Below are 22,111 nucleotides of genomic sequence, written 5' to 3' on the forward strand. Positions count from 1 at the left end.
AACTGTATTAAGTCCTTCATCTACCTTAGGACGACCTCTACCTCTACCGCTCTCTTTTGTCATCAATTAAGTCCTTCATTTTTTTTTATTTTCACTAAAAGTAACAAACACTGTATAAAAGCAGGCCGTATTATATCCTATCTTCCTAGCTTGATAGCAAAAAAGTTCTACCTACTCAACAAACTCATCAAGAAACTCTCCATACCCTTGCTGTTCTAATTCATCTTTTGGAATAAAATTTAATGCTGCAGAGTTTAGACAATAACGAAGCCCTGTAGGCTGTGGACCATCATTAAATACATGACCTAAATGAGAATCAGCATGTTTGCTTCTTACTTCTATCCTTTTTGTAAATAATGTATGATCCTCTAGCTCAACGATATTTTCTTCTACTAAAGGTTTTGTAAAACTAGGCCATCCTGTCCCGCTTTCATATTTATCTTTTGAACTAAAAAGTGGTTCACCTGAAACGATATCAACATATATACCTTCATCTTTATTATCCCAATATTCATTATCAAACGCCTTTTCCGTATCATCTTCTTGGGTAACACGATATTGTATATCTGTTAACTTCTCTTTAAGTTCTTCATCTGTAAAACTCCGGTATCGTGAGTTCGTTTTAGGTGTATACTTCCTGTCTTCTCCCCATGTCTTGTCTTGAAAATCATCTCTTCCTGAGTTATTTCGATAATATTTATAGCGAAGCTCATTTTTCTTATAATAATCCTGGTGGTATTCTTCTGCTTTGTAAAAGGTTTTAGCAGGTACAATATCTGTTACAATTTTTTCATCAAAACGCCCAGAGTCAGCTAACTTTTGTTTTGATTTTTCAGCGATATTTTTTTGCTCATTATTATGGTAGAAAATTTCACTAACATATTGGGGTCCTCTATCAACAAATTGACCACCAGCATCTGTTGGGTTAATTTGTCGCCAAAAAACCTCTAACAATTGTTCATAAGAAATCACATCAGGATCATATTCAATTTGAACAGCTTCTACATGACTCGTCTGCTTTGTTGATACCTCATCATACGTGGGATTTACTTCCTCACCACCTGTATAACCAGAAATAACTGAATAAACTCCGTCAAGCTTCTCAAAAGGTGGCTCCATACACCAAAAACACCCTCCTGCAAACGTGGCAAGCTCGTGATTTTGACTTATCTCATCTGTTTGAATGGCTTCACTGCCTATCGATTTCTGAGTTAAGCTTTCATATACTTTTGGTCCAATAAAAGCACCAAGACCTATTATGAAAACAAGACCAATTAATAAAAATAATTTTTTCATTGTTTACCTCCTTCGTCACGTTACACACAAAGATGTTAAGTTCATCTTAACGTATCTACCTATTATTATCTTGTTTTAACACTCTCTGGGGACTGACCCCCACCCATTTAATGCACGAAAGCAATATAAAATTCACACTGCCTCATCTCATTATTTAAAAGTTTTAGAGTATAATAGTGAGTGTTATTAAAGTATGTAGGAGCAGGTGTAAATGGATAAACAGAATAGCAGCTACAGATGGATTGTTTTTACAGTGGTTTTGTTTACGTATTTCCTTATTGTAAGTCAACGGACAGCACCTGGTTTAATTACAGATCAGCTCATGAAGGATTTTAACGTAACAGCTTCTACAATTGGACTTTTAACAAGTATTCAATTTTTAGCTTATGCCGGTTTGCAAATTCCGATTGGGATCTTATCTGATCGATTCGGCCCTAACTTTTTTCTTATTTTTGGAACATTGCTTAATGGAATTGGAACGATAATTTACAGTGTTGCATCAAGTGAGGTTTTGTTAATTGCTGCTCGGTCACTAGTAGGTATTGGAGACGCAACAATTTGGATTAACTTAGTGCTCATCTTAAGTCAGTGGTTTAAAGCTGGAGAATTTCTTAAATTGCTTGGTCTCGCAGGAATGACTGGAAGTCTTGGTTTTTTAATGGCGACTGTTCCTTTTTCTACTTGGATTGGAATGTTTGGATGGAGAGCCCTATTTTTCACCGTCGGCCTGATTTTATGCGCAACTAGTTTGTTGCTTTTCTTTGTTCTTGTCAAAATTCCAAAGAAAAAGCTATTACTGAAGTCTCAACCAAATAATTCTGTCATTAAAGGTGAACCAAAACGTGAGAAAACACTTGCAATATTAAGGCGGATTTTTTCAAGCCGTCAAGCATGGGCTACCTTTTTATGTCATTTTGGGCTTGTTGGTACATATGTTGGGTTTATCGGTACATGGGCTGTTCCTTATGGAATGCATGTTTATGATATGACTCGTTCTGGTGCAAGTCAGTTGGTGATGGTCGGTCTTTTCGGAGCACTTATTGGAGCATCGTTAACAAGCTGGTTTTCTGCGAAATTTAATTCGATAAAGCGTCCATACATTGTTGTTCATCTGTTCGTTTTTTTAAGCTGGATGACCTTTCTTTTATTAGGAGGAAAGCCGCCGTTTTTTATGTTGCTTGTTCTTTTCTTTTTTATCGGCTATGGAAACGGAGCTAGTGCGATGACATTTGCGGTTGTTCGCCAATCATTTGATGTGAAAGAAGTTGGAGTTGTTTCAGGATTTGCAAATATGGGTGGATTTTTAAGTGCGGTTTTATTACCGAGTGCATTCGGAAGAGTGTTAGATCATTTTCATTTGAGCTCAAGTAGCACGGGATATAGCTTTGGATTTATCATTCCGATTTTTTTCTCAATTATTGGTATTATTGGCGGAATGATGATAAAGGAGCAATTTCAAGAAGTAAAACAACAAAGAGAATTAACAAGTTAATAAAAAAAGGAGAAAGAAGGGGTACTCGATTTCCTCCCTCACTTTCTCCTTTTATCTTTCTGATTTTAAGTCGATAACCATCTTCGATATATAAAGGCTCCTTACAATAACTTATAGTTTTTGAAAATCAGTCCGTCCATCGGAAAAACCTCGTTCCAATAACCGTAGATATAACTAATATTCCCGCTAAAATACTACTGTCTACTAAAGCACCTGATGTAAAAAGGGTCCCATTCCATCCGTCTCGTAAAATATTTACAACATATGTTAATGGAATAAATAAGGTCACTTTTTGCAGCACCTCTGGTAAAGCTTCAACTGGCAGTGTTGCACCAGATAAGAACATCATTGGATACATTGCTATTAAGGCAATGCCTAATGCTGTTTGCATCTTTTTTGCTAAGCTTGAAACAATAAAGCCGAGTGCAAAAAATGTTATGGAACAAAATGTTAGTGCCAAGAAAAACTCGAACGGAGAGCTTGTTAAACTTGATCCGAAAACTAATTTAGAGATAAGTAAAATTTCAATTGCTCCAACATAGATTGCAAAAAAACCTTTTAAAATTGTTGCTGTAAATATCGCATTTTGATTTAACGGTGTGCCTTTTAGCCTTTTATACACACCCTTTTCCCTATCAATAACAACCTGAAGTCCCATTGAAAAGAATGCTGTTGTAAAAATAATAATCGCGATCATACCCGGTATATATGCTTGAAAGTAATCTAAGCCTTCATCATACGAATTTTCCTGAAACATTAAGGCAAAAACAATAAAACTAACTGCAGGCACAATAAATGTAAATAATACTGGTAGTGCTTCGCGAAAAAATAATGTTAATTCCATCTTTGTATGAACATAAATTGATTGCATAATATTCCCCCCTTTTTATGACCCTACCGCAAATTGTAGGTATACATCCTCCATTGATCCCTCTCCATCATTTAGAGATCGTATTAAATTCTTTGGCACATCACATGCGACAAGCTTACCTTTTTTTATTATGGCAATTCTGTCACAATGCCTTTGTGCTTCATCCATATAATGTGTAGATAAAATCAATGTTTTTCCTTCAGAACGATATTTATTTAAACAATTCCACAATTCGAGACGTGCCTGTGGATCCAAACCAGTTGTTGGTTCATCTAAGAAAATGATGTCTGGATCATTTACTAAAGCAAGAGCGAGCGAAGTTCTCTGCTGCCATCCTCCTGATAGATTTTTTACATATTTATTCAAGTATGGCTCTAAACCAAGTGTTTGGATAATTTCCTTTTGGTCTCTTTTTTTATCATAGTAAGAAGAAAATAAAGTAAGAGCCTCTTTCACCTTGATGCGATCATATAGGGATGTTTGCTGCAGCTGAATTCCTATTTTTTGCTTTATTTCATCTGCAGAATGCTTCATATCCAGTCCAAGAACTGTTACTGATCCCGAATCTGGTTTTCTTAAGCCCATCATCATTTCTAATGTTGTTGATTTTCCCGCTCCGTTTGCACCAATAATCCCTAGAATTTCACCTTTGTTTACAGAAAGAGAAATTCCATCAACAGCCTTAACACTTCCATAGTTTTTTACAATATGTTCAACCTCAATAACTGTATTCATCAACATAACTCCAATCTTCTTTGTGTCTACTTACCATCTACTACTATCTTACTAACACATTCTTAACTAAATCTTAACTCAGTCATATTTATCTATTAACAACTCAAGCTTCTACGAATTCTAGGGCGAAAATATTCAAAATAATAAAAACGCATGAATCATATATGATCCATACGTTTTAAAATTCATTACTTATACATACTTGATGAAGGAAACAAACCCATTCAATCTATAAAGTCTAGTGGCATTAAATCGAACCTTTTATGCGATAACACACTGGTACAACAGAAAATGACGTCTATTAGCACCAATCTTTCAGAAAAGCTTTACAGAGTTGTTTTCATCATGATTCTAAAAACAACAAAGTTAATCAAAACAGCATTTATGTAAAATTCTCTTTAATATTAACTATCTTTTTTCAACTGCCATACGTAAGTTTGACATAACACCAAGAAACAATAGTGGTGAACAAATGATTTTCTCAAAAGGTGTGCCAAACAATTGTTGAATAAATCCAAAAGTCCAAAGGAAAACAAATAACCAGCAGATAATGGTTATACCCCTTTTAAATTTCAATAACGTATTTGTACGGTACATTGATGTAAATAGCACTCCACTAATAGAAATCATAATATTCAAGATGGAAATTGGTAGCTGAGTAGCAAAGGATCCAGATCGGCCACCATTAACCCAATTTAATGGGATCCAGCCACTTACAATAAGAATATGAATGAAAATGGTCAAAAAGTAAAAATAAATCCCTGTAATTATAGCTGTCTTCAAATTAATTTTTCTAACCATTTCAAACATACTACACCTCATTTCATTACTTTTACACCATTTGAATTAGTTTGCATATCGGAGTTCTCCTATTTTACCTATTTAAGGTCCATTCTCTTAAATATCATTTTTCTTTAGCATCAAGATATCGGATTTAATTAATCGGCATTACTATCTTAAAATTCGTCTTCCCTCTTAATGGCTTCGTCTCTAAAATTAATTTACCTTGATGTTTTTCTACGATCTTCCTTGAAATTGTTAATCCTAAACCTGATCCACCATCATCCATCCTACTTTTATCTCCCCTAGTAAAAGGATCAAATAATGATGAAGCAATATCCTCAGGTATCCCAATACCATTATCACCAATATCAAGAATGATTGAGTGTAACGATTTTTCTAGTGTTAAATATACTTTCGTTTGTTCTGGATTATACTTTATTGTATTTTCTAAAATATTAGATATTGCTCGATACATAAGTTTTTTGTCAAAATGATACAAGATCTTAACTGATGGAATCGTAATGTCCAATTCCATTTCTTTTTCTGCAAAAACCTCGTAGTACTCAACGATGATTTCTCTAAAAAACTCACATATATCTCTTTTTTCTTTATACAAATTAAAATCAGGATTATCTAATTTAGAAAACATAAACAGTTCATCGATAAGTGATGTTACTCTAACTGATTTATCATGGATATATTTCAAATATTTTCTCTTTTGTTCTTCATTATCAATAAGATCCTCATAAAGCACTTTAGAATATCCTTGAATGGTTGTCATTGGTGTTTTTAAATCATGTGACAAATCGGACAGCATCCTTTTTTTACTATCCTCAAGTAACATCATTTCTTTATTTTTCTGCTGTAGTTCATCCGCAGTACGTTTCAAATCTTCGCTTAATTCTTTATAATTTAAAGAAGCTTTTATAATGAATGGAAGAATACACCCACCAAATACAGTTGGTAATAACATATACACTAAATAAAGCTGGTCAGGATAAATTGTTTTGTATATTAAATATAAGCTTAATGCCCCAAAGACCCCACTTAAGTAATACAACCATTTGATCGGTAATCGAACTGCTTGGTATACAAAAACAAACACCATATACAAATACATCGGATGATACATATAAGCAAATAATAAGGTAATGACAAATTCAGCTGCTATAAATATGGTAATAAATCGTTTGGTCCAATAAACTTGTCTATATAAAAAAATGAAGGTAATCAACAATAAAAGTCCGAGCATTAATTTTACAGATGTTTCCTTTAATAAAAAGTAGAAAGGAAAACATATATTCACCAAATAAAGATACGGTAAATATCCTTCTTCCCGCGGAAAAATTTTAAATAAAAATAACTTCACAATCATCTCTTCCCTAATTTTAAAATAGTGGTTATGGACTATCATAAACTCTTAATCTTAAATTTAACTTAAATTTATATTAATCTAATAATTTGTATCTTTTTCGAATTTATAACCTAAGCCCCTTACAGTTTTGATGTATATAGGTTTCTTCGGATTTCCTTCAATTTTTTCTCTAATTTTAGAAATGTGTACATTGATTGTGTTATCTTCCTCTCCACCCATGTAATATTCATTCCATGCTTTTTCAAAAATTTGCTGTTTTGTAAAAACTCTTCCTGGTTTATCCATTAGTAAATCAAGGATGTAGAACTCGATTTTAGTTAGGGCAATCACATCATCTTTATGAATGAGCGAAAATGTATCTTCATCTAGAATTAATTCCCCTACTACTTTTCTACGAGATTCTGTTACGTTATTTTGTTCTACTAATAAGCTTTTGTATTGATAACTTCTTCGTAAAAGTGCCTGAACTCTTGCTACAACTTCTAACGGATTAAAAGGTTTTTGTACAAAATCATCTGCTCCTAAACCAAGTCCAAGAATTTTATCATGATCTTCATTTTTTGCTGAAATAATGATTATCGGAAGTTCAAGTGCTTCTCTTACTTTTTTAATCAACTGATATCCATCAATAATCGGCATCATTAGGTCAACTAAAAGTAAATCGATTTTATGTGTGTTGATTATGTTCATAGCCTCACTGCCATCGTGCGCTTCAAATATGTAAAAGCCCTCTTTTTCTAAATATAGCTTTAATAATTCAGCTATTTCAGGTTGATCATCAACTATTAAAATGTTTTTGGTCAAGTAAAATCCTTCTTTCTATATAAAAATCAATATTATTACGTATGTAAATAACCAGAACTTAATTATCATAAGTATATCAACTGAAATCAATTCATAATAGAAAATTTATACAAATAAAAAGCCCAAGAGTTGAGATCTTGAGCTAATTGCAAATTAGAAATACTTATTTATTCTGCTTATTTGTCAAACCCTTTTCTTTCAATCTTGATATCTTCACCATCTACATGATCAACCACAGGTTTAATTTCACCTTCCATATATGCGTCTGATACTTGTTCATGACTAGTCGCTAAACCTGAAGATAATGTGTCTTCTCCCTTATAGTCCTTTACATCGTAAACACGACCAGCAATATCTTTAGATTCCACGTTATGATTTTTATTTTTTTCTGACATTACTTCCAACTCCTTAAGTTTTATCTAGGCTCTTTTCTGAAAGATTGTTGCTAGGTAAGCAAAATATGCATACTAAACAGTCTATTTTCGTATCTAGAGCTACCATTTATGAAGAAAAGATGCCACTAGACTTATTACTGTGCTGATTTCTTCGGAATTTTAAAGCAACAAAGTTTGCGAATACAGCCCTTATCAATAAGTACTACCATTTAATCTTCTCAACGATATCTTTCCTTTTTTTTTAATGTTTTATGTAATTGAAAAAATGAGATGTAAAAACAACCTGGATTTAAACATCTCAAATTTTTCAGTTAATCTTGAACACTTTGGGTAGCTAGATTGCTCGGTACAAAATTTGTTGTTGCCTCCTGAAAGCCTTCAATAATACTATTACCTTCTGTTACAAAATCAGCTGTTATGCGTAACGGCATATTTCTTGTCATTTGGTATTTGATTTGCGTAGCTCGCACCCATTGAAAAAATTCTTCTTTTCGCATATGATGTGCAGTTGGATTTACAATAGTATATGGATCCCCATATGGTTCGACAATTGGTAACAACAATGTTGGTAGCAAAATTTTATCACCTGCTTTTTTTATATTTTATGCTCCCTTTTATAAATCGTGTTTTTTAGGTTATTTCACTGACTTTATACACAAAATAAAGATAAGGAGGGATCTTATATGTCAACTTTAGACTTAGGTATACGGGTCCTTGTAGCATTTTTAACGTTATTAATTGTCACCAGAATCATTGGACGAAAAGAAATTAGTCAAATGACTTTCTTTAATTTTATTTCAGCCATTGCTTTAGGATCACTTGGAGCAAATGTTGCTGTAAATTCAAATTTAAGCTTACTAAATGGAATCCTTTCTATTGTTGGTTGGGGATTAATAACAATCGTAATTGGTCTTGTTGATATCAAGTCAAAAAAAGCACGAGTCATGATTGAGGGTGAACCAATCATTGTTATTAAAAATGGTCAAATTATGGAGCAAAAGCTTCGTCAACTTCGAATGGATACTGAGGAGCTTATATCGATGGTAAGAAAGAAAAATGTCTTTTCGTTGAAAGATGTTGATTATGCAATTATGGAGGTTGATGGTCAATTATCCGTGATGAAGAAAGAGCAAAAACAAAGTGTAACAAAAAGTGATTTAAATATTAGATCAACTACTCCACAAATATATCCTATATCAACAACAATCATCTCTGATGGACAAATTATTAATGAAAATTTATCAAAAGTAAATCTTAGTGAAGAATGGTTAAATTCACAACTACAATCATTTGGCATCACATCTTCATCAGAAGTATTTATAGCTGAGCTTCAAAAGGATGGATCTTTGTATATCGATAAGCGAAATGATACTGTTCACTAAGAAAAATGGAGGGTTTTATCTTATGAGGAATTACAGATATTTATTATGTAACAAATATAACGCTGAAACAATAGCTAAAGACTTAAAAGTACAATTAGGTATCAATCGTTTTCAAGATGTTCATGTTAAAGCAGTTGATAACAGAAACGAAGTACTGGTTCAAGTACCATCAGCTGGACCATTATCACTTGAAGAAACAGTTGATAGCTTTATGGCAGAGTATAAAACTGGTGTAATACTTGAGTGAAAATTACATACTAAGAAAGGACTTAGTTTAAAAGCTAGGTCCTTTTTTAATAAGACTCTTTTCTGAAAGATTGTTGCTAATTGACATCTTTATCTTTTGAAACAAGTGTTTTATCGGATTAAAGGTACAATTTGTAGAAGAAAAGATGCCACTAAACTTTATACAGAGTTGTTTTCAATAAGAACAACAAAGTTTACGAAAACAGCCTTTAATAAAAATAACATAAAAAATAACACCGCTTGATCAATGGTGTTATTTTCTATAAACATTAATTTTTCTTATCAATATCATGATTTGGTGATGTGCTGTTACAAGTTGTTGCTTCATAGCCAACATTATAAGTTGCCTTAGGAGCTTTTTTTAAAGCATCAGGCATTTTATATTGCTCTAGATCATCTTGGAATTGTCTAGTAGAGGGATTTTGGTTATCTGTCATTTTTCCCCACCTCTTTTCTTCTGTGAATGATTAAAATTGATTATCTGGATGTAAATTATTTTGCATATAGCCTTGGACTTGTTTGATTTGATCCGCGCTTGCAAGCTCTGTTTTATACCAGCCTTTTTCTTCGAGCATTTCATATAATTCATATTGATTGTTATTTGCATTTTCGAGCATACTTTCATAAATATCTCGTAATTCTTTATGACTTGTTTCTATCATTGTGTTAGAAATACCTCGACATCTACCTTTTTCTAACTCTAGACAAAGTTGAACCATTTCTCGATCTGTTAAGCCACGTCCCTCAATATTATTAGGCAAATTCGTCCACTCCTTACTGTATGTTTTCAGATCTGTTGAAGTATTGTGATAGATCAGCAATTTTCAACTGATGATTCTCGGCAATTTGTTCTAATTGTTTTTTTAATTGTTGATCTTCACATAAAGAAGCACACCAATTTATTGTTTTTGCTGTTATCGCTTCAGCTCTTATTTCATCTTCTATAAAAGCGAGTTCCTTAGTTGTGATTTTATTCATTCTTCCACCCCCAATATGTAAAAGCTTTTCTTATGTAGTATTTATTATTCAGATCTTTTTTATCCTTCGTTACCTACTCACTTTAAGTTTAAAAATTCAAAATAAAAACATACAACCCCCCTAGAAGAACGCAAAACATGAGGAAAGTTAGAAAGAAATGCAATCCCATTTACTAAAGGCTCACTGCTGAAAATTTGTTGCAAATTAACTTAATTAACTGTAAAACACAATTTCTTAATTGACCTTATTATCCTGCTAGGAACAATGTTTTATTGGATAAAAGATGCGTTTACCAGAAGAAAAGATGCCTCTAGACTTTTTACAGTGCTGTTTCCCTCAGATTATAAAAGCAACAAAGTTTACGAAAACAGCCTTAATGAATGAACTATCCTAAGAAGAGCCAAAATAAAAAGGACTAACTTTAATGTATTTACCCTACTTAAAGTTAGTCTTTTTTTTCATTTCTTTATATGTTTTCTTCCCATTTTGCTACTTCTTCTCTTACCTTTGGCGCTACTTCTTTTCCAAGTAATTCAATAGCCTTCATCACATCATCATGTGGCATTGATCCGACCGGTACATGAAGCATAAACCTTGTGATACCTACATTTTTTCTAAGGTAAATGATTTTATCAGCAACTGTACTTGAATCACCTACATACAAAGCACCTTCAAAGCTTCGTGCAGCATCAAAGCTCTCTCTTGTGTATGGGCCCCATCCTCGTTCTTTTCCTAATTTGTTCATGACATATTGTGTTGATGGGAAAAATTTATCAGCGGCTACCTCTGTATTTTCGGCAATAAAGCCATGTGAATGAGAGCCTACCTGGAACTTGTTCACATCATGGCCTGCATGTGCTAAAGCTTTTTTATAAAGTTGAACTAATGGAGCAAATTGAGTTGGCTGACCACCAATTATAGCTAAAACAAGCGGTAAACCAAGAATACCTGCGCGGATAACTGAGTCTGAATTTCCACCACTACCAATCCACACTGGTAAAGGCTCTTGAACTGGTCTTGGATAAACTCCCCGATTTTGAATAGCAGGTCTGTGACCGCCTTTCCAATTGACAATCTCCGAATCACGAATGTTTAACAAAAGTTCCAGTTTTTCTTCAAATAGCTCATCATAATCTTTTAAATCATATCCAAATAACGGAAAAGATTCAATAAACGATCCTCTACCAGCCATAATTTCTGCTCGACCGTTTGAAATACCATCTACTGTAGCAAAATCTTGAAAAACACGAACTGGATCTGCAGAGGAAAGAACTATTACGGCACTCGTCAACCGAATGTTTTTTGTTTGAGAAGCTGCAGCTGCTAGAATTATCGCAGGGTTCGATGCTGCAAAATCTTCCCTATGGTGTTCCCCTACTCCAAATACATCTAAACCCACTGAATCTGCTAAGACGATTTCCTCAACAACCTCGCGAATTCTTTGTGCATGACTTATCACTTCACCAGTTTTTGGATCTGGAGTTGTTTCAACAAAAGTACTTATTCCAATTTCCATTATTCATTCTCCTTCAATCATTTCTGCAATCAAAAAGCATATTTTTATGTATCTAAGTTTATTTTAAAATAAAAAAAGTTTTTTCTCCATTAAACCGTACTTCACAACGAAAATCCTCATATTAGACAAACTACCAATGATCATCTAAAGTGAAATCTTAACAAAAAACAGTTGAAAAATGCTATTATATTTATATTAGAAAAATTTACAATTCAGCTTAAAACAGAGAGGATTCTGTTATGAACAAAGATGTATTATTGCGTAACAATGTAAAAATTATCGGCAATGGCCCTAAGACAATATGTTTTGCTCATGGTTTTGGTTGTGACCAGAATGTTTGGAGTTTAATGACAAAGGACTTCGTCGATGAATATCGCGTAGTTTTATTTGATTATGTAGGATCAGGCAATTCAGATAAAGATGCATATGATAGTAATCGCTACCGAACACTTGATGGTTATGTAAAAGACGTTATAGAGATATACGAAACTCTTGATTTAAAAGATTCCATTTTTATTGGGCATTCTGTTAGTAGTATGATTGGAATGCTTGCCTCAATAAAGAAGCCTGACTATTTTTCACATTTAATTATGATTGGTCCCTCACCTCGTTATTTAAACGATCCACCTACGTATCATGGTGGTTTTGAGAAAGAAGATATTAAAGGGCTTCTCGATATGATGGAAAAAAATTATAAAAATTGGGCTCACGAATTTGCAAATATTGCTGTCGGACATCCCGATCAACCTGATTTAAAGCAAACTCTTGAAAAAAGCTTTTGTGCCATGGACCCCGATATATCTAAGCAATTTGCCGAAGCAACATTTTATTCAGATTGCCGAAAATACTTGGCTGAGGTGACAGTTTCATCTCTTATTTTACAATGTTCAGCAGACATTATAGCCCCTGATGAAATTGGTGACTATCTATCTGCAAATTTGCCAAACAGTACATTATACAAGATGGAAGCAACTTTTCACTGTCCACACCTAAGTCATCCAGAAGAAACTATTTTGTTAATTAAAAAATACTTACAAGATGTTCTACATTAAAAAGAACATAGCAGGATTGAGGTGAACGTTTTAAATGGAAGATCAATTAAATCACGCCCCTTTTGGATTTATGACGTTATCAGAAGATGGACTGATCTTATCAATAAATAAAACGTTACTTGACATACTAAATTTTTCTCAAGAACAGTTAATAGAGAAACATGTTAATGATATTTTCACTGTGCCCACAAAGCTTTTTTATCAGTTTTATGTAATTCCTTTAATAAAAGTGAACAAAAAAGTGGAAGAAATGTATATTACATTAAAATCATTTGGAAATAATGAAGTTCCTGTGATTATGAATGCGAAATTTAGAACATCTGATAATAAATCTTCTATTGATTTTGCATTAATTCCAATACAAAAAAGAAGTGAGTATGAAAACGAACTTCTTACAGCAAAAAAGGATGCAGAATCAGCTCTACATGCAAAACATAAAGCAAATGCAGAATTAAAAATTGCTCTGGAGCATTTAAAAGCAAAACAAGAAGAATTAATCGAATTAAACAATCAAAACCATCAATACAAAGTTGATACAATAACAAAGCTTGAATTTGCTAGAAAAATTCAAGAAACATCGCTTGCAGACTCGATACAAAATGAACATATACAAATCGAATCTTATTACCGAGCTTCTAGTGAGTTATCAGGTGATATGTATGGGTTTTATAGAATAGATCAAGACCGATACGGCATTATCATACTAGATGTGATGGGTCATGGAGTTTCTTCCGCTTTAATTACGATGTCTCTTCACTCATTATTTCAACGATTAATTTCTTTTGGAAATAGCACAGAAATGGTTATGCAAGAATTAGACAATCATCTTCATCGATTATTTCATAATAATGAAGATGCAAGACATTATTGTACAGCTATCTATCTGTTAATCAATACAGCTTCACAACAAATAGAGTTTATCAATGCAGGGCATCCCCCTGCACTATTGCAAAAAAAAGACGGTCAGCAGCTTGAATTAAACACAACATCTCTACCACTTGGTATCTTCGAAAGTACAAAATTCAAAGCTAAATCTTTTACATATAATAAAGGTGACCGAATATTACTTTATACAGATGGTGTCACAGATCCATTAGGATTCAACCATCTTAAGCCACTGCTCTTAATTAATAAAGATTTACCAAACACACGACTAAAAGAACTGATCGTTCATTCACTAAATAACGAACAAAATCTTCAGCATAAAAGTGATGATCAATGCTTTCTTATTGTTGATGTGAATTAGCTTGGGGTCATACGCAAAAAAGCAAACCTATCAAACAGGTTTGCTTTTTTTAGATGCCTTTATTTTCCTTCAACAACTTCTTTTAATATTTCATAGGCACGCTTTTGTTTACCTTCATCATACATATAAGAAACAGCCATAATCTCATCTACTGCATATTTTTCTTGGAAGCTTGTTAGCTGTTCGCGAATTGTTTCTTTACTTCCTTGTAATGATACACTTGTCATCGATTTTGCCATCTCTTTTTCAGATGGTGACCAAATTCCTTCCATACTATCAACAGGTTGACGCAATGGGTTTGACGTGCCACGAACAACATTTAAGAAAAATTGCTGCATAGTTGTTGCTTCACGATTTGCTTCCTCATCACTTTCTGCTGCTATTAGATTCACACATACCATCATATAAGGTTTATCTAAATATGGAGAGGGCTGGAATTTACTTCTGTAAATTGAAATGGCTTCTTCCATAAATCTTGGGGCAAAATGTGATGCAAAGACATAAGGCAATCCTAATTTTGCTGCTAAATAAGCAGAATCAGTTGAAGATCCTAATATATAAATTGGTACATGTGTATTAACACCAGGATAAGCTTTTACATAATCCTGATTCTCTTCTGGACCGAAATATGTGAGCAATTGTTTCACATCATCGGGAAAAGTGTAAACTGAATCATTTTGAGAACGTCTTAATGCATTTGCAGTATTCATATCAGTACCTGGTGCACGACCTAATCCTAAATCTAATCGATCAGGATAAATCGCTGCCATTGTTCCAAATTGTTCAGCTACAACTAATGGTGAATGATTAGGAAGCATAATTCCACCAGATCCAACACGTATTTTTTCAGTATGTTCTAAAGTATGCTTTATTAAAATTGAAGTTGCCGAACTAACAAGTGTTTTCGTATTATGATGCTCAGCTATCCAATATCTGCTATAGCCCATATCTTCTGTTGCTTTTGCAAGATCAATCATTGACTCAATCGCTTCTTTTGTACCCTGCCCTTCACGAATAGGAGCAAGATTCAAAACGGAAACGGGAATTTTTATATTTGGCATTATAATTTGTCCTTTCATCTTCAAGTATCGATTCTATCGTAACAATTTCTGCAAAGAAAACAAATTAATATGCTTGTAAAATAATATGTACTATACTTTTTCTATTGAGAATTCAAATTCTCTCTCGTTATAAGTTTTACCAGTAAACGTTCTTTCTATAAACTCTACTTTTTCTCTATTCATACACAGTACAGTAGATGATCTAGTCCCATAATTCTCTGTAGAAATAAATAAGGGTGAAAGCCATCTTTCCCATTCTAAAGTAACACCTGTTCGAGGTAATTCATCATCCTCTGCTTGCTCAGCATTAAACAAAATCCTAAAAAGACAATCCTTTAAATCACCTTTGTTTTTCAAACACTTTTCAAGACCCTTTTTACCTTTTTGAACTTTTGGCCAATTTGTATTTAAAAGATGATTGCTTAAACCATAAATTCCTGGTTGAAGATGGTAGAGTTTATTTTCTATATTAGAATAATAATAAAGAGCATTTTTATCACCAACTAGTAAATTAAAACCTGGATATTGGGATGAATCACGTTTGATGATCTCTAAATAACTTTCTGGTGAGCAATCACCTTTTAAAAATCCACTTACTAATTCTCCACGTGATCTCTTATAATCCTTACTTTCGGCATGATCACGATAATTTGTAAGTGCCGCAAAGCGACCCTGTTTTGTAACCCCCATCCATGTTCCCATCTTTTCTAAATCTCTACCAGCCAGAACATGTGGAGCTTCTTCCCAAAAATCAGCTTGTGCAGTTCCTCTTTTATAAAACTCATCCCGATTGGCTGCAATAACCAAATCAAAATTTGAATCAACTTTATAAGCAAAATTAATTAAACACATGATAAATGCCTACTTTCTTTTATAACTAAAATATTTAAATGGTTTATCACATACGAAAATATGTTGAAGACTTAACTATGAATTCAATTGAAGTTAATCAGCTCAATAATGATCCTATTCAAATCATTTTAAAGGGATCAAGTTAATTCAATAACACGAGGAACTAACTATAAGCTAAAATATATTGGTTAATATCTGTTCATTTATATTGAATATGCACATTATGCAGTGAAAAAAGCAATTGAATAAAAAAAACTTATAAGTGTTTATACAAAGGGCTATATCGGGGAATTGCAACAGATACTGTAATGGAAGCGGAAGGTACGAGACTCCTGAGAGCAGCGGGAAGCGAGCAACAGTCTTAAAATCTACGTTTCAAGAATCCCTGGTGCGAAAATTAACCATCACAATATTTGTTTAACAGCTAAAAAGTTTAAATAAATATCTTAAACAAAAAAACTCTATTGCTATCATAGCAACAGAGTTTTTTATTATTTTACTTTATAATTTCCAAAGAAAACCAATAAGTATTTTTGTTGATTGTATTCCTAACTATAGAACTTGTAATAGATATTAGATTAAACGAGTTGTTACAATTCCTTCAATTTGTTTAATTTGATCTTCTAATTGAGGAATAATATCCCCATTTACTTTGTTATCAATATCAATCATTGTGTACGCATAATCTCCACGGCTTCTGTTTACCATGTCAGCAATGTTTAAGTTGTAGCTTGAAATTGCCTGTGTAATTTGACCAACCATGTTTGGTACGTTTTTGTGGAAAGTCGCCACACGTCGCTTACCTGTGAAAGGAAGAGATGCATTTGGAAAATTCACTGAATTTTTAATGTTTCCAGTTTCCAAGAAGTCTTTAACTTGACGAGCTGCCATAATTGCACAGTTTTCCTCAGATTCTTTTGTAGAAGCACCAAGATGTGGAATAGGAACAACATTTTTCATCTTTAATACATTTTCATTTGGGAAATCAGTAATATACTTACCAACTTTTCCACTTTCAAGAGCAGCTTTCATATCAGCTTCGTTCACAAGCTCACCACGAGAAAAGTTTAAAATATGAACATCGTCCTTCATAATTCCGAATGTTTCTTCATTGAAAAGTCCTTTTGTTTCAGGTGTTAAAGGAACGTGAACTGTAATATAATCTGAGTTTGCAAATAACTGTTCTAGAGACATAGCACGTTGAACTTTACGAGATAAGCTCCATGCAGTATCAACGGAAATAAATGGATCAAATCCGATTACATCCATATCTAATTCAAGTGCATCATTTGCTACAAGTGCACCGATTGCACCTAAACCAATAACGCCAAGTGTCTTGCCTTTAATTTCTTTTCCAACAAATTGTTTTTTCCCAGCTTCAACAAGCTTTGGAATTTGATCTCCTTCATCAACAAGTGTCTTCGTCCAAGCTACACCAGCAAAAAGATTACGTGAAGAAGCCATTATTGTTGTAAGTACCATTTCTTTAACAGCATTTGCATTAGCACCAGGTGTATTAAAAACAACAATACCTTGTTCAGTACATTTTTCAACAGGAATATTATTAACACCAGCACCAGCACGTGCAATCGCTTTTAACCGATTTGAAAATTCCATAGAATGCATGTTATAGCTACGTAAAACAATTGCATCAGGATTTTCACTTTCATTATCAATTGTAAAGTTATCATTGTTGAATACATTTAACCCTACCTCTGCGATATTGTTAAGGGTTTTAATTGTTTTTACTTTGTCTAAAAGAATTGTACTCATCATGATCTCCTCTTTCCAAATATGTTTTTAATTTTAAGAATATTTGTATTTTACTAGAATAATTGAATCTAAGCAGAATTTCAACTTAAATATCACGATCTAATAAACAGAAAAAGGTAAGGGAGAAATTTCCCTTACCTCTGCCCAGGCGAACGGCTACGACACTATATGCTCCCTCACGGTAATCCGCGTTTCGCCAGTTACATATAGTCTTTAGATTTATTTATATTCTACCATATTTCGTTGTAACTTCAAGTTAATTTTATAGAATTTTCTATTTTTAGTGAATCTCGCTGTTGGTAAATGACAATCGGTCGGAATTTGTATGTTTACCACTGAGAATAAATAAAATCTAACACAGTTAAATTGGATCATATCAGCTTGAACTGAAGTATTTATATTTACAGAACACACAGCTTCTTTGCTTAAACGTGTATAATTCTGTCAGTTTATGCGCTTGCCTAGGAAATAATTTAATTTATCTTCTATATATTTCTCTTTATTTTTATCTTAGATTATAAAAAAACACTTCTCGCTTCAACACCACCTTACCTCTTCCTCTAACAATAATTTCATATGTTTCTTTTTCCGTAAGCAAGTGTGGAAGATTTTTCGAAGTAATTACAGAATTAGCATCATCTATTAATTCACCTAGAATTATGTCCTGATCATTTACTTTAGCTATTTTCGATAGAGATGTATTCAAATAATAGATAATTGTTTGATCTTCGTAATCAATTGAAATTGATTTATAGCTTGGATAATTCGCTTTCAACTTTTCATCTATCTCAAATGTGATATTCATCAATTGATCTTCTACAGTAAAAATAATTGGTTCTCCAACATTACCAGTTACCCGATATTTTTCGTCATAATACACAAACATAACGAAAACTATAATAACGCACAAAACTTCTAGCGTATATTTAGTTTTATACTTTTTCATTGCTATTTTCTCTTTATATTTTTCCTGTAATACTCTCCTTTTTGAATTAGTATTCATATGTACTCCTTCATAAGCATTTGTTTTGTTCTGTTTCTAAACACCAATTAAAACAAATCACGATAATTTGGAGCAATTTAGTTAACTGTTTTATTTTTTGTTTTTAAAGCTGATCGACTAATAATAAAAAACCCGCCTCCTATCGCAAGAAAGCTAGCGATGAAGAATCCTATTGCATATTTGGGTATTTCTTTTGCTTGAACTGAATCATTTATTTTTAAACCAAAAAAATCGATACCAATACCGTTACCATTAACATTAGTAGCAACAAGCCACAATTCTGTTGCTTTGCTTATAAGTAAAATAGCAAGAACTGAAAGCATACTAAAAAATAGTAATCTGTAAAAAAAATTCATGATCATATTCCCACCTTTTCTATTAAACAAGCAATTCATATAACTTTTAAACATGTTAAATGGAACGTTTATAACTATATTTTAACATAATTATCCATATAAGAATAATTTTCCCTAAAATATGTTTATTAAAATGTTACATTAAATTTAAGTCCACGTATTCATTTTTCTAAACGGATAAAAGAAGAATTTAAAGGATTAACATTATTCCAATGTTGAACGTTGAACATTCTATGAAAACAGTATGGTTTCACAAAATTGTCACGAAACTTTTTTAAGAATAATTGATTACGGGACATACTAGTAGAGAAAAAGAAAGGAGGAAAGAAGTATTAAGTGGTAAGCCTCTTCTTATTTTAAGTACTTGGGAGGAATTGAGATGAGATTTATTGTACACTGTCAAAACTTCGTGATGTCAGAAGCTTTACAAACTTATCTTGAACAAAAAATCGTTTCTAGTCTTAATCTTCATTTATCAGAATCTACCGCTTCCCCTATTATCATTTCTTTAGAAACTCGAAAAAAACAACATATTATTGAAGTGACCATTTTATCTAAACATTCAACAATTAGAGCTACACAACAATCTGATAACATGTATAAATCAATTGATATAGTTTCCATGAAGCTGAAAAAACAGGTTTTAACATATAAAAATAAAAAATTGACGAAAAGAAATAATAGACGTGACAAAATATTATTAAACAAACAGTACTTTAATGATGATTTATTTATAAGCTAGTGAGGAAATTATTTTTAAATGTCAAACTTAATTAGTATGAAATCAAGAGATTGGAAAATTATAAGGACAACATAAGAAAACGAAGTGGTAACTATCTTCACTTCGTTTTCTTATGTCTTGAGAATTTATGATTTCTCAACATGAACCCATCGCTGAAAAACTTTGATATCTGCTGCATATAAAATTGCCTAGTGAACAAACAAAAAGCTCCTTAATAAGGAGCTCTTAGTATATTATCTTTTTAATTCAAATTCGTACTTTTTGTTAATTTTATCAGCAATACCTTCTAGGAAACCTGCGACTGTTAATTTTTCAATTTTACTTGAATACCAAGCAAGCTTTGCACCTTGATTCTTACCATTGTAATTAACTTCTAAAGGCCAATATTTTGCTGTAGCGTAAGTATAATCAAAATGAATATATAAATCTTTGCCTTCAGGACACTCAAGCAAAACCTTATAATTCGGATTTTTTCCTTCTTTGTTCAGTTTTACTTTTTTAATTTTTGCAAGCATAAAAGAGTCAGTCCCCTTATTTCATAGTAGTGTACTACCTATAATCATAACTCAAGTTACTATAATTTGCTAAAAAGATTTCAAATTTTAACTAACAACCTTGATACTCCTAATAAATAAGCTTATTAGAGAGTCACTTAAAATAGAATACTTTTTTAAAATAGATCTAATTTTTATCATTTCAGTACAAGCATTCGGTTTTTTATGATTTTTTATGTTTATGGAAATAATTATATCACATTACATTAAACTCTGTATCACAGCAAAGCATCAGCTTCAACAATCTCTAATGTTAAATTTCCATTTTTAGATAAATCAATTTCATATGGAGTTACCCTTTGACCTTCTTCATCCTGAATAATACGGATTTCTGGTCGACCTACTGAGCTGAAATTGTATTTAGTAACAATTCCTGTTCTGCCATCATTCAACTTGACTGTTAAGCCTTGAGGATAAATGGCAATACAATTTTTGAATAATTTTAACTGCTCTGTATCAAATTGTGTGCCACTACCAGAGTATAGAAGTTCCATCCCTTGATGTGGCAGCATTGCTGGGCGGTATACTCTATGACTTGTTACAGCATCAAAAACATCGGCTACACTTAAAATTTTTGCGTAAGGATGTATACGACTTCCTGTAATACCTCTTGGATAACCAGTACCATCTAAACGCTCATGGTGTTGAAGTGCACAGTGAGCAACAACTAATGGAACACTATGGACTTTTCGTAAAATATCAAAACCTAACTCAGAGTGTGATTTCATTTGCTCAAATTCTTCTCTTGTTAGTCTACCAGGTTTATTTAGAACTTCTGGAGAAACAAAGATTTTACCAAGATCATGTAATAAAGCTCCTAGTCCAATTTCTTCAATTTGATTTTGTGGTAAATCATTTTCGATTGCAAGCTGACATGCATAGATTGTCACATTTAGACTATGTGTATAAACATGATTTTCATGGATTTTTGTCGTTGCTAATAAATTAAGCACTGTAGGATTTTCAGTTAAACATGTAAGAATATCCTTAAAGATTTTTTGGAAACCGTTAACTGCCTTTTCAGTTTTAATCATTCCCTGAATACTTGGTTTCATAGTATTTATTTCAACAATTGTATTCAAGCCCTCTGTAATCGTATTGGTAGCTTCATTAAGTAATTGGGCCGGAATAGATTCAACAATATCAATACCTTCTGAATCATTATCTTCTATGTACACTGTATAAATATTTAAATTTTGTAATCTTTTTATAAAGCTGTTTGTGAGTTCAGTTCCCTTTGATAAAAGGATTTTTCCATTCTCACTATATATTGTTCTACCTAATTTAATTCCAGATTGACACTTATTTAATCTAACTAAACGCATCTTATTTCTTTCTCCTGTCTTAACAAGTATTCTTGAAGGTTTTATATATTACAATAAGAAATGCGTTTACAATCTTGTGCATTCTTTAACAATAAAGATTTTGTTGCTTTGAGTCGATTATAGTCAAATAATGTTACTATTTCAATCATATCAATAAAATTCCTTTTATAAATTTTATGGAAAGGCAGATAGACTAAACAATTATTTCTTTGGCTCTGTTAAACTTTGTTGTTGATTTCCGTTACAGGCATTCGCTTTCCCGGGAAAAAATGCA

The 22,111-nt window shown here is 32.5% G+C and carries 25 protein-coding genes and 1 riboswitch; of the genes, 6 read left to right on the top strand and 19 right to left on the bottom strand.

Going from position 1 to position 22,111, the window contains the following annotated elements; translation table 11 throughout:
• Positions 1–171: 171 nt before the first annotated feature.
• Entirely contained in the window at positions 172–1,296 is a 1,125-nt protein-coding gene (gene msrB, locus FS935_RS01820) for a peptide-methionine (R)-S-oxide reductase MsrB (protein WP_146945813.1), read from the bottom strand.
• Between the two features lie 211 nt (positions 1,297–1,507).
• Here msrB and FS935_RS01825 point away from each other — a divergent pair, with 211 nt between their 5' ends.
• Positions 1,508–2,788 (top strand): MFS transporter, encoded by a 1,281-nt coding sequence (locus tag FS935_RS01825; protein WP_146945814.1) that lies wholly within the window; start codon positions 1,508–1,510, stop codon positions 2,786–2,788.
• 127 nt (positions 2,789–2,915) lie between these two features.
• On the opposite strand, the gene FS935_RS01830 is transcribed toward FS935_RS01825, so the two are convergent.
• From FS935_RS01830 to FS935_RS01860, 7 genes are all read right to left on the bottom strand, one after another.
• Positions 2,916–3,659 carry an ABC transporter permease gene (locus FS935_RS01830; RefSeq protein WP_146945815.1) on the bottom strand — a complete coding sequence of 248 codons (744 nt, stop codon included), beginning with the start codon at positions 3,657–3,659 and terminating at the stop codon, positions 2,916–2,918.
• Between the two features lie 15 nt (positions 3,660–3,674).
• The gene (locus FS935_RS01835) at positions 3,675–4,394 is read right to left on the bottom strand and encodes an ABC transporter ATP-binding protein (protein WP_146945816.1); all 720 of its coding nucleotides are present in this window, start codon (positions 4,392–4,394) and stop codon (positions 3,675–3,677) included.
• A 408-nt stretch (positions 4,395–4,802) separates the two neighbouring features.
• Complete coding sequence (locus FS935_RS01840; protein ID WP_146945817.1) at positions 4,803–5,204, bottom strand: hypothetical protein; 402 nt, start codon at positions 5,202–5,204, stop codon at positions 4,803–4,805.
• A 124-nt stretch (positions 5,205–5,328) separates the two neighbouring features.
• A complete protein-coding gene (locus FS935_RS01845; protein ID WP_146945818.1) occupies positions 5,329–6,552 on the bottom strand; it encodes a sensor histidine kinase in 1,224 nt (407 codons plus the stop codon).
• A gap of 78 nt (positions 6,553–6,630) precedes the next feature.
• Positions 6,631–7,356 (bottom strand): response regulator transcription factor, encoded by a 726-nt coding sequence (locus FS935_RS01850; protein WP_146945819.1) that lies wholly within the window; start codon positions 7,354–7,356, stop codon positions 6,631–6,633.
• 176 nt (positions 7,357–7,532) lie between these two features.
• Entirely contained in the window at positions 7,533–7,751 is a 219-nt protein-coding gene (locus FS935_RS01855; protein WP_146945820.1) for a YozQ family protein, read from the bottom strand.
• A 311-nt stretch (positions 7,752–8,062) separates the two neighbouring features.
• Positions 8,063–8,326 carry a hypothetical protein gene (locus tag FS935_RS01860; protein WP_158638503.1) on the bottom strand — a complete coding sequence of 88 codons (264 nt, stop codon included), beginning with the start codon at positions 8,324–8,326 and terminating at the stop codon, positions 8,063–8,065.
• A gap of 108 nt (positions 8,327–8,434) precedes the next feature.
• Between FS935_RS01860 and FS935_RS01865 the strand changes: the two genes are divergently transcribed.
• Positions 8,435–9,133, top strand: coding sequence for a DUF421 domain-containing protein (locus FS935_RS01865; protein ID WP_146945822.1), 699 nt, complete (start codon positions 8,435–8,437; stop codon positions 9,131–9,133).
• Positions 9,134–9,155: 22 nt separating this feature from the next.
• Positions 9,156–9,380: a hypothetical protein gene (locus tag FS935_RS01870; RefSeq protein WP_146945823.1), complete on the top strand. Its 225-nt coding sequence runs from the start codon at positions 9,156–9,158 to the stop codon at positions 9,378–9,380.
• A gap of 268 nt (positions 9,381–9,648) precedes the next feature.
• On the opposite strand, the gene FS935_RS23565 is transcribed toward FS935_RS01870, so the two are convergent.
• The 4 genes from FS935_RS23565 to FS935_RS01885 all read right to left on the bottom strand — a co-directional run bounded on the left by FS935_RS23565 (position 9,649) and on the right by FS935_RS01885 (position 11,873).
• Positions 9,649–9,816, bottom strand: a complete 168-nt coding sequence (locus FS935_RS23565) for a hypothetical protein (RefSeq protein WP_168714453.1) — start codon at positions 9,814–9,816, stop codon at positions 9,649–9,651.
• 30 nt (positions 9,817–9,846) lie between these two features.
• Positions 9,847–10,140 (bottom strand): spore coat protein, encoded by a 294-nt coding sequence (locus tag FS935_RS01875; RefSeq protein ID WP_146945824.1) that lies wholly within the window; start codon positions 10,138–10,140, stop codon positions 9,847–9,849.
• Between the two features lie 13 nt (positions 10,141–10,153).
• The gene (locus tag FS935_RS01880; protein ID WP_146945825.1) at positions 10,154–10,357 is read right to left on the bottom strand and encodes a hypothetical protein; all 204 of its coding nucleotides are present in this window, start codon (positions 10,355–10,357) and stop codon (positions 10,154–10,156) included.
• Between the two features lie 466 nt (positions 10,358–10,823).
• Complete coding sequence (locus FS935_RS01885) at positions 10,824–11,873, bottom strand: LLM class flavin-dependent oxidoreductase (RefSeq protein ID WP_146945826.1); 1,050 nt, start codon at positions 11,871–11,873, stop codon at positions 10,824–10,826.
• 239 nt (positions 11,874–12,112) lie between these two features.
• Here FS935_RS01885 and FS935_RS01890 point away from each other — a divergent pair, with 239 nt between their 5' ends.
• A complete protein-coding gene (locus FS935_RS01890) occupies positions 12,113–12,925 on the top strand; it encodes an alpha/beta fold hydrolase (RefSeq protein WP_146945827.1) in 813 nt (270 codons plus the stop codon).
• A 34-nt stretch (positions 12,926–12,959) separates the two neighbouring features.
• The gene (locus tag FS935_RS01895; protein ID WP_146945828.1) at positions 12,960–14,171 is read left to right on the top strand and encodes a SpoIIE family protein phosphatase; all 1,212 of its coding nucleotides are present in this window, start codon (positions 12,960–12,962) and stop codon (positions 14,169–14,171) included.
• A 59-nt stretch (positions 14,172–14,230) separates the two neighbouring features.
• Here the strand turns inward: FS935_RS01895 and FS935_RS01900 are convergent, their stop codons facing one another.
• The 5 genes from FS935_RS01900 to FS935_RS01920 all read right to left on the bottom strand — a co-directional run bounded on the left by FS935_RS01900 (position 14,231) and on the right by FS935_RS01920 (position 19,216).
• Positions 14,231–15,232 carry an LLM class flavin-dependent oxidoreductase gene (locus FS935_RS01900; protein WP_146946315.1) on the bottom strand — a complete coding sequence of 334 codons (1,002 nt, stop codon included), beginning with the start codon at positions 15,230–15,232 and terminating at the stop codon, positions 14,231–14,233.
• Positions 15,233–15,322: 90 nt separating this feature from the next.
• Entirely contained in the window at positions 15,323–16,084 is a 762-nt protein-coding gene (locus FS935_RS01905) for an NRDE family protein (RefSeq protein ID WP_146945829.1), read from the bottom strand.
• Positions 16,085–16,657: 573 nt separating this feature from the next.
• Complete coding sequence (locus tag FS935_RS01910; protein ID WP_146945830.1) at positions 16,658–17,857, bottom strand: phosphoglycerate dehydrogenase; 1,200 nt, start codon at positions 17,855–17,857, stop codon at positions 16,658–16,660.
• Positions 17,858–17,992: 135 nt separating this feature from the next.
• A riboswitch (ZMP/ZTP riboswitch) is annotated at positions 17,993–18,071 on the bottom strand.
• A 291-nt stretch (positions 18,072–18,362) separates the two neighbouring features.
• On the bottom strand, positions 18,363–18,860 hold the full coding sequence (locus tag FS935_RS01915) for a hypothetical protein (RefSeq protein ID WP_146945831.1): 498 nt from the start codon (positions 18,858–18,860) through the stop codon (positions 18,363–18,365).
• Positions 18,861–18,937: 77 nt separating this feature from the next.
• Complete coding sequence (locus FS935_RS01920; RefSeq protein WP_146945832.1) at positions 18,938–19,216, bottom strand: hypothetical protein; 279 nt, start codon at positions 19,214–19,216, stop codon at positions 18,938–18,940.
• Between the two features lie 379 nt (positions 19,217–19,595).
• Between FS935_RS01920 and hpf the strand changes: the two genes are divergently transcribed.
• On the top strand, positions 19,596–19,958 hold the full coding sequence (gene hpf / locus FS935_RS01925) for a ribosome hibernation-promoting factor, HPF/YfiA family (protein ID WP_146945833.1): 363 nt from the start codon (positions 19,596–19,598) through the stop codon (positions 19,956–19,958).
• A 233-nt stretch (positions 19,959–20,191) separates the two neighbouring features.
• Here hpf and FS935_RS01930 read toward each other — a convergent pair whose 3' ends face one another.
• Together FS935_RS01930 and FS935_RS01935 are read right to left on the bottom strand one after the other, a co-directional pair.
• Positions 20,192–20,473 (bottom strand): hypothetical protein, encoded by a 282-nt coding sequence (locus tag FS935_RS01930; protein WP_146945834.1) that lies wholly within the window; start codon positions 20,471–20,473, stop codon positions 20,192–20,194.
• 257 nt (positions 20,474–20,730) lie between these two features.
• Positions 20,731–21,837, bottom strand: coding sequence for an HD-GYP domain-containing protein (locus tag FS935_RS01935; RefSeq protein ID WP_146945835.1), 1,107 nt, complete (start codon positions 21,835–21,837; stop codon positions 20,731–20,733).
• Between the last annotated feature and the right edge of the window lie 274 nt (positions 21,838–22,111).

Source organism: Metabacillus litoralis (assembly GCF_007994985.1).
GTDB lineage: Bacteria > Bacillota > Bacilli > Bacillales > Bacillaceae > Metabacillus > Metabacillus litoralis.

What these genes read in the sequence shown, in the direction of transcription:
- msrB (WP_146945813.1), bottom strand. Translation starts at nt 1,296, where the DNA reads ATGAAAAAATTATTTTTATTAATTGGTCTTGTTTTCATAATAGGTCTT.
- FS935_RS01825 (WP_146945814.1), top strand. Translation starts at nt 1,508, where the DNA reads ATGGATAAACAGAATAGCAGCTACAGATGGATTGTTTTTACAGTGGTT.
- FS935_RS01830 (WP_146945815.1), bottom strand. Translation starts at nt 3,659, where the DNA reads ATGCAATCAATTTATGTTCATACAAAGATGGAATTAACATTATTTTTT.
- FS935_RS01835 (WP_146945816.1), bottom strand. Translation starts at nt 4,394, where the DNA reads ATGAATACAGTTATTGAGGTTGAACATATTGTAAAAAACTATGGAAGT.
- FS935_RS01840 (WP_146945817.1), bottom strand. Translation starts at nt 5,204, where the DNA reads ATGTTTGAAATGGTTAGAAAAATTAATTTGAAGACAGCTATAATTACA.
- FS935_RS01845 (WP_146945818.1), bottom strand. Translation starts at nt 6,552, where the DNA reads ATGATTGTGAAGTTATTTTTATTTAAAATTTTTCCGCGGGAAGAAGGA.
- FS935_RS01855 (WP_146945820.1), bottom strand. Translation starts at nt 7,751, where the DNA reads ATGTCAGAAAAAAATAAAAATCATAACGTGGAATCTAAAGATATTGCT.
- FS935_RS01865 (WP_146945822.1), top strand. Translation starts at nt 8,435, where the DNA reads ATGTCAACTTTAGACTTAGGTATACGGGTCCTTGTAGCATTTTTAACG.
- FS935_RS01870 (WP_146945823.1), top strand. Translation starts at nt 9,156, where the DNA reads ATGAGGAATTACAGATATTTATTATGTAACAAATATAACGCTGAAACA.
- FS935_RS23565 (WP_168714453.1), bottom strand. Translation starts at nt 9,816, where the DNA reads ATGACAGATAACCAAAATCCCTCTACTAGACAATTCCAAGATGATCTA.
- FS935_RS01880 (WP_146945825.1), bottom strand. Translation starts at nt 10,357, where the DNA reads ATGAATAAAATCACAACTAAGGAACTCGCTTTTATAGAAGATGAAATA.
- FS935_RS01885 (WP_146945826.1), bottom strand. Translation starts at nt 11,873, where the DNA reads ATGGAAATTGGAATAAGTACTTTTGTTGAAACAACTCCAGATCCAAAA.
- FS935_RS01890 (WP_146945827.1), top strand. Translation starts at nt 12,113, where the DNA reads ATGAACAAAGATGTATTATTGCGTAACAATGTAAAAATTATCGGCAAT.
- FS935_RS01895 (WP_146945828.1), top strand. Translation starts at nt 12,960, where the DNA reads ATGGAAGATCAATTAAATCACGCCCCTTTTGGATTTATGACGTTATCA.
- FS935_RS01900 (WP_146946315.1), bottom strand. Translation starts at nt 15,232, where the DNA reads ATGCCAAATATAAAAATTCCCGTTTCCGTTTTGAATCTTGCTCCTATT.
- FS935_RS01905 (WP_146945829.1), bottom strand. Translation starts at nt 16,084, where the DNA reads ATGTGTTTAATTAATTTTGCTTATAAAGTTGATTCAAATTTTGATTTG.
- FS935_RS01910 (WP_146945830.1), bottom strand. Translation starts at nt 17,857, where the DNA reads ATGAGTACAATTCTTTTAGACAAAGTAAAAACAATTAAAACCCTTAAC.
- FS935_RS01915 (WP_146945831.1), bottom strand. Translation starts at nt 18,860, where the DNA reads ATGAATACTAATTCAAAAAGGAGAGTATTACAGGAAAAATATAAAGAG.
- FS935_RS01920 (WP_146945832.1), bottom strand. Translation starts at nt 19,216, where the DNA reads ATGAATTTTTTTTACAGATTACTATTTTTTAGTATGCTTTCAGTTCTT.
- hpf (WP_146945833.1), top strand. Translation starts at nt 19,596, where the DNA reads ATGAGATTTATTGTACACTGTCAAAACTTCGTGATGTCAGAAGCTTTA.
- FS935_RS01930 (WP_146945834.1), bottom strand. Translation starts at nt 20,473, where the DNA reads ATGCTTGCAAAAATTAAAAAAGTAAAACTGAACAAAGAAGGAAAAAAT.
- FS935_RS01935 (WP_146945835.1), bottom strand. Translation starts at nt 21,837, where the DNA reads ATGCGTTTAGTTAGATTAAATAAGTGTCAATCTGGAATTAAATTAGGT.